Origin of the sequence: Rhodococcus zopfii NBRC 100606 = JCM 9919, assembly GCF_001895025.1 — a bacterium.
Lineage (GTDB): Bacteria > Actinomycetota > Actinomycetes > Mycobacteriales > Mycobacteriaceae > Rhodococcus > Rhodococcus zopfii.
Genome location: NZ_BCXI01000001.1, coordinates 90706 through 102387 on the forward strand (window position 1 = coordinate 90706; position 11682 = coordinate 102387).

At 69.6% G+C, this 11682-nt stretch carries 14 protein-coding genes; 3 read left to right on the top strand and 11 right to left on the bottom strand.

Annotated features, from left to right (window positions below; all coding sequences use genetic code 11):
• Positions 1-21 precede the first annotated feature (21 nt).
• The 5 genes from RZ1_RS00420 to RZ1_RS00440 are packed head-to-tail and all read right to left on the bottom strand — an operon-like array spanning position 22 to position 5104.
• On the bottom strand, positions 22-960 hold the full coding sequence (locus RZ1_RS00420; protein WP_072808145.1) for an MBL fold metallo-hydrolase: 939 nt from the start codon (positions 958-960) through the stop codon (positions 22-24).
• 1 nt (position 961) lies between these two features.
• Complete coding sequence (locus RZ1_RS00425) at positions 962-1888, bottom strand: alpha/beta hydrolase (protein WP_072808147.1); 927 nt, start codon at positions 1886-1888, stop codon at positions 962-964.
• 43 nt (positions 1889-1931) lie between these two features.
• On the bottom strand, positions 1932-3050 hold the full coding sequence (locus RZ1_RS00430) for an FAD-dependent monooxygenase (protein WP_072808150.1): 1119 nt from the start codon (positions 3048-3050) through the stop codon (positions 1932-1934).
• A 44-nt stretch (positions 3051-3094) separates the two neighbouring features.
• Positions 3095-4051, bottom strand: a complete 957-nt coding sequence (locus RZ1_RS00435; protein WP_072808153.1) for a phosphotriesterase family protein — start codon at positions 4049-4051, stop codon at positions 3095-3097.
• A gap of 33 nt (positions 4052-4084) precedes the next feature.
• A complete protein-coding gene (locus RZ1_RS00440) occupies positions 4085-5104 on the bottom strand; it encodes a phosphotriesterase family protein (protein ID WP_072808155.1) in 1020 nt (339 codons plus the stop codon).
• Positions 5105-5249: 145 nt separating this feature from the next.
• Between RZ1_RS00440 and RZ1_RS00445 the strand changes: the two genes are divergently transcribed.
• Positions 5250-5840, top strand: a complete 591-nt coding sequence (locus RZ1_RS00445; protein WP_072808158.1) for a TetR/AcrR family transcriptional regulator — start codon at positions 5250-5252, stop codon at positions 5838-5840.
• A gap of 47 nt (positions 5841-5887) precedes the next feature.
• Here RZ1_RS00445 and RZ1_RS00450 read toward each other — a convergent pair whose 3' ends face one another.
• The 5 genes from RZ1_RS00450 to RZ1_RS00475 form a co-directional block, all read right to left on the bottom strand.
• Positions 5888-6826, bottom strand: a complete 939-nt coding sequence (locus tag RZ1_RS00450; RefSeq protein ID WP_072808716.1) for a LysR family transcriptional regulator — start codon at positions 6824-6826, stop codon at positions 5888-5890.
• A 10-nt stretch (positions 6827-6836) separates the two neighbouring features.
• Positions 6837-7991, bottom strand: a complete 1155-nt coding sequence (locus RZ1_RS00455) for an NAD(P)/FAD-dependent oxidoreductase (protein WP_072808161.1) — start codon at positions 7989-7991, stop codon at positions 6837-6839.
• On the bottom strand, positions 7988-8182 hold the full coding sequence (locus RZ1_RS00460; protein ID WP_072808164.1) for a ferredoxin: 195 nt from the start codon (positions 8180-8182) through the stop codon (positions 7988-7990). The genes RZ1_RS00455 and RZ1_RS00460 overlap by 4 nt, the downstream gene beginning before the upstream one ends.
• Complete coding sequence (locus RZ1_RS00465; RefSeq protein WP_072808167.1) at positions 8179-9354, bottom strand: cytochrome P450; 1176 nt, start codon at positions 9352-9354, stop codon at positions 8179-8181. The genes RZ1_RS00460 and RZ1_RS00465 overlap by 4 nt, the downstream gene beginning before the upstream one ends.
• A gap of 402 nt (positions 9355-9756) precedes the next feature.
• Positions 9757-10248, bottom strand: coding sequence for an ArsI/CadI family heavy metal resistance metalloenzyme (locus RZ1_RS00475; protein WP_072808172.1), 492 nt, complete (start codon positions 10246-10248; stop codon positions 9757-9759).
• Positions 10249-10345: 97 nt separating this feature from the next.
• On the opposite strand from RZ1_RS00475, the gene RZ1_RS00480 reads away from it, so the two are divergent.
• Complete coding sequence (locus RZ1_RS00480) at positions 10346-10705, top strand: Rv2640c family ArsR-like transcriptional regulator (RefSeq protein WP_072808175.1); 360 nt, start codon at positions 10346-10348, stop codon at positions 10703-10705.
• Here RZ1_RS00480 and RZ1_RS00485 read toward each other — a convergent pair.
• Complete coding sequence (locus RZ1_RS00485) at positions 10636-11337, bottom strand: carotenoid oxygenase family protein (RefSeq protein WP_072808177.1); 702 nt, start codon at positions 11335-11337, stop codon at positions 10636-10638. The genes RZ1_RS00480 and RZ1_RS00485 overlap by 70 nt on opposite strands.
• 71 nt (positions 11338-11408) lie before the next feature.
• On the opposite strand from RZ1_RS00485, the gene RZ1_RS00490 reads away from it, so the two are divergent.
• On the top strand, positions 11409-11672 hold the full coding sequence (locus tag RZ1_RS00490; RefSeq protein WP_072808180.1) for a hypothetical protein: 264 nt from the start codon (positions 11409-11411) through the stop codon (positions 11670-11672).
• The last annotated feature ends 10 nt before the right edge of the window (positions 11673-11682 follow it).

An 11682-nucleotide genomic window follows, 5' to 3' on the forward strand; every position in this document is an offset into this window, starting at 1 on the left:
GTCTGCGACTCCTCTTCTGTGTCAGGACTTCTGGTTGTACTGGGTGCGGTAGCCGTGCAGCGTCGTGAAGAACGGGGACGGTTCGAGGGTCGGATCGCCCCGGTAGCCGAGTTCGTCGGCGACGGGGTCGAACGGCGAGTACGCCGAGTCGGTCTCGAGCAGGCCGCCGCACAGGCAGCGGCGGGCCGCGCCGCGCACTCCCCCTTCGATCTCGATGCTTTCGCGCAGCGCCTCGGCTGCCTGGGCGCGGTCGAGTTCGACGCCGTAGGCGACACCGTCCGCCCGCCGGTACGGGTGCCCCAGGTAGAGGTGCTGCGGGTCGATCTCGTTGCGCAGGTACTGCAGGCTGGTGCGGTAGGCCTCGGGGTTCTCGTAGCCGGGGAATCCGTTGGCGGCGCCGTGGACCTGCACGGCGTCGCCGACGAACACGTCGTTCTGGCCGTCGACGACGTACGCGACCGACCCGGCGGTGTGCCCGGGGATCGAGTGCACCGAGACGGTCACGTCGCCGCCGAGCGCGAGGGTTTCGCCGCCGCGCACGAGCAGCGTCGGTTCCATCTCGCCGGAGATGACGGCCTGCGCCGCCGCGGTCACCTTGGCGGCGCCGTCCGGGTCCTTCAGGTATCTGCCGCGGGCGCCGAGGTATTCGTCGACGTGCGCCTGCCGCGAGCGCAGCAGGTGTGCGTCGGCCTCGTGGATGACCACCTGGGCCCGGCGGCCGGTCGCCTCCCACAGGGCGTGCGCTCCCCCGATGTGGTCGATGTGTCCGTGGGTGAGCAGGATCCAGCGCACATCCTCGATGCGGCGGCCGAGCGCCTCGAGCGCGGGGGCCATGCCCTTGGCCGGGGACGATGCGATGCCGGTGTCGACGATCGCGGGTTCGGGGGCGTCGATGAAGAACGTGTAGAGACCGAACCGGCCCCACGGTGACACGATCGGGTGGATCTTCACATCCGCCATGTCACTTCCCCTGCCGCAGGAATTCAGCGGTCTCGTCGAACACCTGCGCGAATTCGGGGATCCACGAGAAGTTCTGCACGAAGCCGTGGTTCGCGCCCGCATACCGGCGGACGGTCGCCGGGACCCCGGCCTCGGTCAGCCGCGCGCCGTAGAGTTCGCCTTCGTCGCGCATGGGGTCGTACTCGGCGGTGACGATCAACGCCGCGGGCAGCCCGGTGAGGTCGCCGCGTTTGATCGGTGAGACGCGCGGGTCGGCCGGGTCGGCGCCGCTGTCGAAGTAGAAGGAGTTGAAGGCGGGCAGTCCGGCGGTTTCGACGCCGTAGCCTTCGGCGTTCTCCCGCAGCGAGGCGTAGCGGTCGGTGTCGAAGTCCAGGTCGAGGGACGGGTAGTACAGCACCTGGTGGGTGATGCGGTCGAAGCCGTCGTCGTGGGCGAGCGCGGCGACGGCGGCGGCGAAGGTGCCGCCGGAGCTGTCGCCGGCGACGGCGAGGGTGTTCCCGTCCCAGTGCAGTTCGTCGCCGTGGTCGGTGGCCCAGCGCACCACGCCGTAGCAGTCGTCGAGGCCGGCGGGGAACTGTGCTTCGGGGGCGCGGCGGCAGCCGACCGAGACGACCGTGCAGCCGGTGGCCTTCGCGAGCTGCCGGGCGATGTGGTCGTGGGTGTCGAGGCTGCCGAGGAAGAACGCCCCGCCGTGGAAGTAGATCACCAGGCCGGAGGTGTCGGTGCCGGTCGGGGTGTAGACCCGCACCGGCACCTCCCCTGCCGACGTCACGGCGATTGTGTCGCGGACGTCGTGCAGGGGCAGTCGCTCCTCGAGCGGCGGCACCTGGGCCTCTTCACCGGCGCGCATCGCGGCCGGATCGAGCGGTCCGGGCGGCGGGGCGGGCAGGTCGGCGAGGATCCGGGCGATCTCGGGGTGCAACGGCATGGCCGGTCGTCTCCTTGTGGGCGGTGAACGGGCTGGCGGTGAACTACTGGGCGGTGGTCTGCTGCGATGCGGGCTTCTGGCCCGGGAAGACGTCGCTGACCTCGTCTTCGGTCCAGCCCTGGCGGGAGATGCGCTGCAGTTCGTCGGTGACCGGCTTGCGCTGCGCCTGGTAGCGGGCGAGCGCGTCGGCGACGGTGTCGGCGTCGCGGAGGGCGTCGGCGAGGGCACCGGCGTCGAGGATCGCGGAGTTGGCGCCTTGGCCCTGGTGGTGGAGCATGGAGTGGGCGGCGTCGCCGACGAGCACGACGGAGTTGCTGTGCCAGGTGTCGACGGGGTCGATGTCGTAGACGCCGCGGACGTTGACCTTGTCCATGTCGAGGTCACGGGTGATCGCGACGATGCGTTCGTCGAAGCCGTCGACGGTGGCGAGCATGTCGTCCTTGCTCACCTGCGGTGCCCAGTCGGGGTCGGGGCACAGCGCGGTGATGTCGAAGGACACCTGGTTGCGGTGCCGCAGCGGCAGCAGGTACACCTTGGTGCCCTTGCCGATGTACATGCGCAGGTTGTCGTCGGTGATCATGCCGTGGGCGTCGGTGATGTCGATGACGGCCCGGTAGGCGCGTTCGCCGGAGAACACCGGTTCCTGGTCGCTGAACAGCTGCTGGCGCACGACCGATTTGATGCCGTCGGCGCCGACGACGAGGTCGGCCCCGACGGTGGTGCCGTTGGTGAAGGTGAGGGCGGTCTTGTCGCCGCGGTTCTCGACGGTCTCGAGTTTGTGGCCGAGCTTGACCATGCCCTCGGGCAGGACACCGACGAGTGCGTCGATGAAGTCGCCGCGGTGGATGAGGTAGGTGTTGAGCTGGTCGCCGTGGGCCGGCCAGGTGTCTTTCATGATCGGATCGCCGGTGGCGGTGAGGATCTCGAAGTAGTCGCTCGGCGAGCTGACCTTCGCGATGTCGTCGGAGATGCCCCATTCGCGGAAGCGTTCCATGCTCGACGGACGCAGGCCGATGCCGGCGCCGACCTCACGGATCTCGGTGGCCTGTTCGTAGACGGTGACGTTCGCGCCCAGCAGGCTCAGGGCCTTGGCTGCGGCGGCGCCGGCGTAACCGGCGCCGACGATGGCGATGGTGAGGTTCTTCAGATCCGAGGTCTGCATGATGCTGTCGCTTTCGGTGGGCGCGGGGCGCCGGGAGGTTCGGGTCAGGGCTGCGCGATGGTGAGGAAGTCGGCGGGGTTCTCGACGAAGAGCTTGGTGATGGTGGCCTCGTCGAGTCCGGCTTCGCGCAGGTCCGGGATGAGGTCTTCGAACAGGTAGTTCACGGTGTGGCCCTTGACGCCGGGCCAGCCGAGTGGGCTGCAGTTGGCGTCGACGCCGGCGAGCGCCTGATCGAGGTGGCCGGCGTTCAGGAAACGGAGGAAGTGGGCGAGGCGTTCGGCGCGGGGGCGGGCCCAGAACGGGGGGTCCTCGAGTTCGGTTTCGTAGCCGAAGGTGTCGAAGCCGACGCGGCCGCCCTGCTCGGCGATCCAGCTGTCGCGGGTCTTTTCGGCGTTGACGCCGTCGTCGGCGTGCCCGAACAGCACGCGGTGCAGCGGCAGGCCTTCCTCGGTGAAGATGGCGATGGCGTTCTCGGCGTCGATCGCCAGATGGGTGAGGATCGGCACGCCGGTTTCGAGGGCGGCGCGGGCGGCGGCGCGGTAGATGCGCTTGTCGAGTTCGGTCATCTTCCCGCCGCGGGAGACACCGACCTTGATGACGCCGGCGCGGCTGCCGGTGTCGTCGATGCCGACGGTGATCTCGTGCACGAACTGGCGGGTGAGGTAGTCGACGGAGGCGCGTTCGAAGAACGGCAGGGCGGTGTCGCCGCCGACGAAGCCGGTGCACGCGATGATGTGCACGCCGGTCTTGGCGGACAGCGACTTGTAGTAGTCGATGTCGCGGCCGTTGCAGATGCCGGTGACGTCGACGAAGGTGCCGCCGCCGTGCTCGTGGAACTTGCGCAGCTTCGGGACGGTCTCCTCGTAGCGGACCTCGGGGGTCTTCCACCAGCGGGTGTCCAGTTCGGAGCCGGGCATGCCGTACCCGATGTGCTCGTGGATGGCGACGATGCCCAGTTCCTCGGTCGCGATCGGACCCAGAACGGTGTTCACTCTCGACACAACTATTCCCCTTCGGGATCAGATTTTCGGTGGTTACTGATCGGCGCTCGGGCGGGCCGAGGAAACCGTGAGCAGCGCGCGCGGGTTGACGGTGAGGATGCGGGTGAGATCGTCCTCGCCGAGGCCGGCGGCGCGCAGCTGCGGCGCGAACGTGGTGAGCACGTAACCGAAGGCGATGTCGCGGGCGGGATGTCCCTTGGCGACGCCGGTGGCGTTGGACGACAGCAGGATCCGGTGGCCGAGTCCGGCGTCGACGAGGTCGGTCACGAGGGTGACGCGGTCGGCGTCGGAGATGTGGGTCTCGTCCTCGGTGCCGACGTGGTCGATGCCGATGTAGGCGCCGCGGCGGGCGATCTCGGCGGGGGCGCCGGCGGCGACGGCGTCGCGGCGGTCCAGTCCCCCGACGAGCACGCGGTCGGCGGGCAGGTGCTCGTCGAGGGCGACGTCGAGGTCGGCGAGCGGGTCCTTGCCGTAGCGCAGGGACATGGCGACGCCGGTGTCGCGTCCGGCGCGGGCTGCGCCGCGGAACAGGCTTTCCTCGGTGGCGGTCATGCCGTCGGGATTCGCGGCGGTGGCGATCAGACCGGCGGCGCCGCGGCGCTCGACGCGCGGCACGACCATGCCCTCGGTGACCTCCTGGGCGAACAGGTCGGCGAACTTGTCCGCCGGCCACGGGGTGGGCGGGTTGGTCTGCGGGGTCAGGAAGTAGCCGCCGAGCAGGTTCTCCGGGCCGAGGCCGGTGGAGGCGACGATGTGCACTCCGGAAGCGCGGGAGAGGTTTTCGTACATGGGCACGTCGCGGCCGTGGAACATGCCGGTGGCGTCGACGAGGGTGCCACCGCCGGCGGCGCGGAAGTCGCGGAGCTTGCCGAGCAGCGTGGTGAAGATCTCGGCGCGGTCGAAGTCGATGTCGTAGGCGTGCTGGGCGCCGGGCAGCACCGACAGCAGCGCCTCGTGAACGGCGACGACGCCGAGTTCGTCGGTGGAAACCGGACCGAGGACGGTGTGGACGGTGGCGATCTCGGTCTCGGTCTCGGTCTCGGGGCCGGTCATCGCACTTCCTTTCGTCGGCGTCGCACAGATGCGACGTGGTACGTGTCACAATAAAGATTCGGATTACACGCTGTCAAGTGAAGTGTCGAACCGCAGTGTGAATGTACTAGTTGGTAACCCGGGGGCGAGGCTAGGATTCCTGTTCATGTCGCTCCGTGCCGCCCAGAAGCAGATGACCCACGAGCTGTTCCTCGCCAAGGCGCTCGAGCTGTTCGGTACCAAGGGGTACGCCGCGACCACCATCGACGACCTCGCGACCGCTGCGGGCTCCACCCGCACCACGTTCTACCTGCATTTTTCGTCGAAATCCGACGTGATGAGCGCACTGCTCACGAAGGTCGACACGATCCTCACCGCCGCCGACGATCCGACGCTGACCGCGGTCGTCGCCTCCGGCTCACGTGCCCTGATCCGCCAGTGGCTCGACCGCAAATTGTCCCAGTGGGACGAGATCAAGCCCTACATGACGGCGTCCTATCAGGCCGCGTACGACCCGGAAGTGGCCGCGAAGACCGAACAGTGGTTCGAGGGCGCGGTCAACGACATGACCGAGGGACTGAACCGGGCCGATCGGCTCGAACCCACGCGGCGACGCATCCGCTGCGTGCTCGCCTTCGGGCAGCTCGAACACGTGTCCCGGCGCTACTTCTCCCTGGGCTGGCGCACCCCCCGCGAGATCTGCCTCGAGGAACTCACCGACTCGTGGTGCCACCTGCTCGACGCCCGAAACGACTGATCGCCCGTCACCCACCGGTACGGGCGATCGGGACGGGCCGGCCGGGCTCAGCCGGCGCGGGCGTGATCGAATGCGGTCGCCTCGACGAGGATCGCGCGCAGCCACGCGACGAACTCGGCGTCGGCCAGCCGCGGATTCCACACCACATCGATGCCGAGCGGGGCGACCGGCAGCGGGAACTCCTCGATCCGCAACTCCGTCTGCCCGCGCATCTGCATCGCCACCCGGTAGGTGTGCACCGCGACCCCGCCGCCGCGGCCGACCAGATGCGGCACCAGCAGGAAATCCGACACCAACTGCCCGATGCGGTACGGCACGCCGGCCGCGTCGAGTGCGGCATAGGGCGTCACCCGTTGCCGCGCGTCGTAGGCGACGTGCGGCAACGTGGTGAGCAGGTCGAGGGCCGAGGCGTCCGGATCGGTGCCGGCATGGGCGATCACCACCCACCGGTTCTCGTAGAGCCGCTCACGCGGATAGGGCGCGGAGAACGCCTCCGACAGCAGCACGACGTCCACCCCCTCGTCGGTGAAATCGGCCGGCTGCGGTTCGACGAACGTCCGGATCCGCACGGTGGCATGCGGGGCCCGCGCCGCGATCAGTCGCGTCAACGCGGGACCCACCACGAAAGCGGTGCTGTTGGTCATCGCCAGGGTGATGGTGCGGGTGTCGCGGGCCGGATCGAAGCCCGGGAAATTCACCACCCGCGCGGTCTGCCGCAACACCTCCCGCAGCGGGACGATCAACTCCAGGGCACGGGGGGTGAGCACCACGCCGCTCCCCTGCCGGACCACCAGTTCGTCCCCGAGCAACCGGCGCATCCGTCCGAGCGCATGGCTCATCGCCGGCTGGGTCATGCCCACGCGCGCAGCGGCACGGGTGACCGAGCGTTCCTCGAGCAGCGCCAGCAACGGCACCAACAGATTGAGGTTGATCGACGCCAGCCGGGGTAGATCGGGGTCGACCGGGTGGTCCGGCGGTGGATTCACCCACACGAATCTACGCGGCCGTATTCGGAGAGTTCGGCGGTAGTCCGGTGGCTGCGGCGCGCCGCAGCTTCGGGATGGGAATGCGGTGGTTGATCGCCACCGCGACCCCGGATCCGTCCGGATGCCGCCAGTGCAGCAGCGCCGGGCCGTGTGGATCGCCACCGACCAGGAACCCGGGTTCCCCGTCGACCGGCAGATGCCCGACCGCCTTGAGGTTCAACCCGAACTGTTCGGTCCAGAAGTACGGGTCGGCGTCGAACTCGGGTGCGTCGTCGCCGCGCAGCAGCGCGACCGCGGCGACGCGGGCCTGCTCGATCGCGCTGTTCCACAACGGGATCCGGCGCACGCTGCCCCGGATGGGGACGGCGGCGACGTCCCCGGCGGCGACGATGCCCGGCGCGACCCGGCCGCGGGAGTCCGCAACCAGGCGACCGTCGGTGAGCAGCCCGGACCCCTCGAGCCATGCGATGTTGGGGATGTCGCCGACCGCCGCGACCACCAGTTCGGCGTCGACGCGGGTGCCGTCGTCGAGGCGCACCGCGCCGGTCTCGTCGAGGCCGGTGGCGGTGCCGTACACGATCTTCACCCCCGCCGCGGTGGCGGCGGCGGTGAACACCGCCGACAGGAACGGGCCGAACTGCGGGCGCATCGGCGCGACATCGGCGACGACGGTGACCTCGCAGCCGGCCTGCACGGCGGCGGAGGCGACCTCCATGCCGAGCGGGCCCGCGCCGACCACCGCCACCGACGGGCGGGCGGCGAGCCGGTCGCGCAACAGCAGCGCGTCGTCGAGGGTACGCAGGGTCAGCGCCGTGTCCCCGAGGCGCCGGGGCCGGGCACCGGAGGCGATGACCAGCCCGTCGAAGGGCAGGTCGGTGCCGTCGTCGAGACGAACCCGCCGGGCGGCGACATCCAGACCCACCGCGGCGACACCGAGCAGTTCGGTGGCGCCGTGTGCGGGGGCGGCGAGCTCGTGCGATCCACCGTCGACGAGCAGTGCCTTCGACAGCGCGGGGCGCGAGTAGGCCGGACGTGGTTCGTCGCCGACGACGGTCAGCTCGCCGTCGAAACCGGCGGTGCGCAGGCTGTCGCAGGCGGTCTGCCCGGCGATGCCGTTGCCGACCACGACGATCCGGTGCGCGCCCGGTGTCTGGGCGGCACTCATGCGAGCCCGAGGGCAGCGACGGGGCACACCCGCACGGCGGCACCGGCGGCGGCGGCCCGCGGGTCGCCGTCGGGCAGGTCGGCGACATCGATGACCAGTTCACCGTCGTCGTCGAGGTGCATCAGCTCGGGTGCGACCTCCTCGCACAGTCCGTGACCTTCGCAGCGGGGGCGGTCGAGGGTGATCTTCATGACGGGACGACCTCCAGGATCTCGAGTGTCTCGATGGAGCGGGTGGTGTTGCTGGGCAACCGGATCGGGTCGGCGGCGACCAGACGCCGGGTGTGGGTGGCCAGGGCGGCGATCACCGCGTGCGCTTCGAGGCGGGCGAGTCCCTGCCCGGCGCAGCCGTGCGGGCCGTAGCCGAAGGACAGGTGATCGACCGGGTTGCGCTCGACGCGGAAGGTGTCCGGATCGTCGTAGTGGCGCGGGTCGCGGTTGCCGGCGCCCAGCAGGACCGCCGCCTGTGACCCGCCCGGGATCAGGTGGCCGTCGATCTCGACATCACGGGTGACCGCGCGCCCCCACGCGTGCAGCGGCGCCCAGTAGCGCAGCACCTCCGCGAATGCGGCCGGCACCAGCGTCGGGTCGGCGCGGACCAGATCGAACTGTTCGGGGAACGCCGAGAACAGGGCGATGAGGTTGCCGATCGAGGCGATGGTGGTGTCCACCCCGGCCCCGAGGTACTGGTGGATGATGTGGCCGGCGCTGCCGGCGGGGATGGCGCCGCGCGTTTCGGCGTCGAAGATGCCGCGGCCGACCGAGCCGGGGGTCAGGTCCTCGGCGGTGACCTGCGAACACCAGGCGTACAGCTCACCCGCGATGGGGAAGTTCTCGGCCGTGCGCTGGTTCATCGGGCCGAGGACCTCCATGGCGGCCTGTCCCCAGCGGAGCATGTTGTCGCGGACCTCGCCGGTGAAGCCGATGAGGTCCGCGACGACCTCGAGCGGGAAGGCACGCGCGAGTGCGTCGATGGCCTCGAACGAGCCTTTCGCCACCAGGTCGGCGACCAGGGCGTCGGCCTTGGCGGTGATAGTGCCCTTGAGTCCGCGCAGGGCGCGTGGGGACAAGTTTTCGGTGAGGGTGGCGCGCAGTTCGGTGTGGATCGGCGGGTCGGACGCCAGGGAAGTGCCCTGCAGGGCCTCGTTGGCCGCCGGGTTGAAGGCGATGCTGCGGGAGGAGAACGTCGTGGTGTCGGCGAGGGCGTCGCGGATGACGTCGTAGCGGGTCAGGGCGTAGACGTCGTGGGCGGGCAGGTACACCACCGGGCCGAGGTCCCGGAGTTCGGCGAAGGTGGGATAGGGGTCCGTGAGGATCTCGTCGGCGAACAGATCGCGGTCGGCGCGCGGAGGGCTGGTGGTCATGGCTCCAGTGAAGAGGCACCCGCCACATAATTCCAATTCATAATTATGATTTATGACCATTCATTCTGCGCATGAACTGGTTGCCGGGGTCATGCATGGCGCCCGGGCGACCCGGTTCGGGTACGGCGGTCGTTATTGGTGTGCGGCAATCTTCCAGTGGTGGCCGTCGGGGTCGGTGAAGCGTGCGGCGCACTCGCCGTGGCCGGGACGTAGCCGCGGAATCCGGAGGACTTCACCGGCGTGCCGATGGCGGTGGTGGGTGCGTCGAGTTGCTGGACGAGCCGTCCGAGCGCGGCATCGGACGGACGCGGCCGGTCCGCGACGACATCGCCGGCCGACTCCGTCGCTGAAGACACCGATGTCGGCCACCCGATTCGGGTGGCCGACATCGGTGCGTGCTGTTCAGCAGCAGGACGTTGCGGCCGCGGCCTCCGGCTTCTCCTCGGTCGCAGCGGCGGCAGTGCCGCAGCACGCGCCGCCCTCGGCGGCAGCCGGGTCGTCGAGGTGCTGCGGGCTCGACCCGAACGTCTCCGAGTCGGCGAGGACGGTGTAGACCTCCCATTTCTCCCCGGCCGGGCCGGTCACCCACACCTTGTCCTGGGTGGCGAAGCAGCAGGTGGTGCCGATCTCCTCGTCGGTGAACAGCCCTTCGCCGGTCAGGCGGGCGATCTCGGAGTGGACCTTCTCGCTCGATTCGACCTCGACTCCGAGGTGGTTGATGGTGCCGCCCTTGCCGGGGTTCTCGAGCAGCACGAGCTTGAGCGGCGGCTCGGCGATCGCGAAGTTCGCGTAGCCGGGCTTGAGCTTGGCCGGTTCGGTGCCGAACAGCTTCGTGTAGAACGTGACCGCTTCCTGCAGGTCGTCGACGTTGAGGGCGAGTTGTGCGCGGGACATGTCAGCCTCCACCTTTGTGACGTATGTCGAAGTACTTGTGCTCACAGCGTGCCCACCTTTTCGACATAAGTCAAGAATGTTCGGTAGAATTCTCGGCATGCCCAAGGCACTCCCGGTCATCGACGTCACCGCGCCGATCTGCTGCGCCCCCGTCTCGGCCGCACCCATGGGCGACGACGCCGCCCTCGAGGTCGCCCTGCGCCTCAAGGCGCTTGCCGATCCGGTTCGCATCAAGCTGATGTCGATCCTGCTCACCACCGCGGACGGTGCGGTGTGCACGTGCGATCTCGCCACCGGTGTCGAACTCGCCGAATCCACGGTCAGCCATCACCTCGGCCCGCTCCGCAAGGCCGGCATGGTCACCTCCGAACGCCGCGGCATGAACGTCTACCACAGTGCCCGCAGCGACGCCCTCGACGCACTACGCGTCGTGCTGGACCCGAACTGCTGCAAATGATCTTCCGCGAACGACGATCTACATGTGCGTCCGCGTCGATGCGGTCGGCCGGCCACGTGCCACCAGGCGGCGGCTACCCGGGGCGGCGTTTCCCGAACCCGCCCGGATGACGCGGCCGGGCAGATCCGCTGCAGTACGGGCCGGTTCCCCGGCGCGCGCCAGCGCGGCACGAAGGTGCCGTGGAAGGTCGTCGGCACGTGGTGGCGCAACCCGATCGGGGCGGCCGGGCCGGTGTCGGGGCGCGCGGCCGGCAGGATCAGCACCCGGGAGCGCCGCTCGGCCGCGCAGTGTTCGACGGTGAGCAACCATCCGTCGCCCTCGGTGTCCGAGGCCGGCGCGAACAGCGGTTCGCACACCGAGTTTCCGGTGTCGCCGACGAACCGACGGGTCGTGGCCGTCGCATGGTCGACGGTGGCGATCGAGTCGGGGTCGCCCCCGGGGACCGATGCCTCGGCGAGGTAGGTGTAGCGGTGCGCGGTGCCGGTGCGGTAGAGGGTGCCGCGCAGCCCGGCTGGGATGCGGCCGGTGATCTCGTCGACGGCGTAGTCGTGTTCGGGATGCAGGGAATCCCACGGTGAGGTGCCGTGTGGTTCGGTGCGGCGGTGGACCCCGGAGCCCGGTGAGGCAGTCATGGAAGAAACGTCTCATCCTGAGACACTTCGATCAATTGTGTCTCATCAGCGGGGGTCGATAGGATGTCTCGGTGTCCACCGACGACGTGCTCGCGGCCGCACGATCCTTCGTGCAGCGCAAGGGAATTGCGGCTCTGGCCCTGGTCGACATCGTCACCGATCGTGCCCTGGCCCATGTCACCGGATCGCCCCTGGCGCCGCACCTGCACCCGGATCCGGAAGCGGCGGTCGAGTTCATCGTCGGCGTGGTGTTTGCCGAACTGTTGTCCCCGGCGCGGCATCTGACGCACGAGCAGATCGCCGACTACGCCGCCGCGGCGGTACACGGGCGTTAGTCCGCCGGGG

Coding starts and splice junctions, on each gene's coding strand:
- RZ1_RS00420 (WP_072808145.1), bottom strand. CDS start 960: ATGGCGGATGTGAAGATCCACCCGATCGTGTCACCGTGGGGCCGGTTC.
- RZ1_RS00425 (WP_072808147.1), bottom strand. CDS start 1,888: ATGCCGTTGCACCCCGAGATCGCCCGGATCCTCGCCGACCTGCCCGCC.
- RZ1_RS00430 (WP_072808150.1), bottom strand. CDS start 3,050: ATGCAGACCTCGGATCTGAAGAACCTCACCATCGCCATCGTCGGCGCC.
- RZ1_RS00440 (WP_072808155.1), bottom strand. CDS start 5,104: ATGACCGGCCCCGAGACCGAGACCGAGACCGAGATCGCCACCGTCCAC.
- RZ1_RS00445 (WP_072808158.1), top strand. CDS start 5,250: ATGTCGCTCCGTGCCGCCCAGAAGCAGATGACCCACGAGCTGTTCCTC.
- RZ1_RS00455 (WP_072808161.1), bottom strand. CDS start 7,991: ATGAGTGCCGCCCAGACACCGGGCGCGCACCGGATCGTCGTGGTCGGC.
- RZ1_RS00460 (WP_072808164.1), bottom strand. CDS start 8,182: ATGAAGATCACCCTCGACCGCCCCCGCTGCGAAGGTCACGGACTGTGC.
- RZ1_RS00465 (WP_072808167.1), bottom strand. CDS start 9,354: ATGACCACCAGCCCTCCGCGCGCCGACCGCGATCTGTTCGCCGACGAG.
- RZ1_RS00475 (WP_072808172.1), bottom strand. CDS start 10,248: ATGTCCCGCGCACAACTCGCCCTCAACGTCGACGACCTGCAGGAAGCG.
- RZ1_RS00480 (WP_072808175.1), top strand. CDS start 10,346: ATGCCCAAGGCACTCCCGGTCATCGACGTCACCGCGCCGATCTGCTGC.
- RZ1_RS00485 (WP_072808177.1), bottom strand. CDS start 11,337: ATGACTGCCTCACCGGGCTCCGGGGTCCACCGCCGCACCGAACCACAC.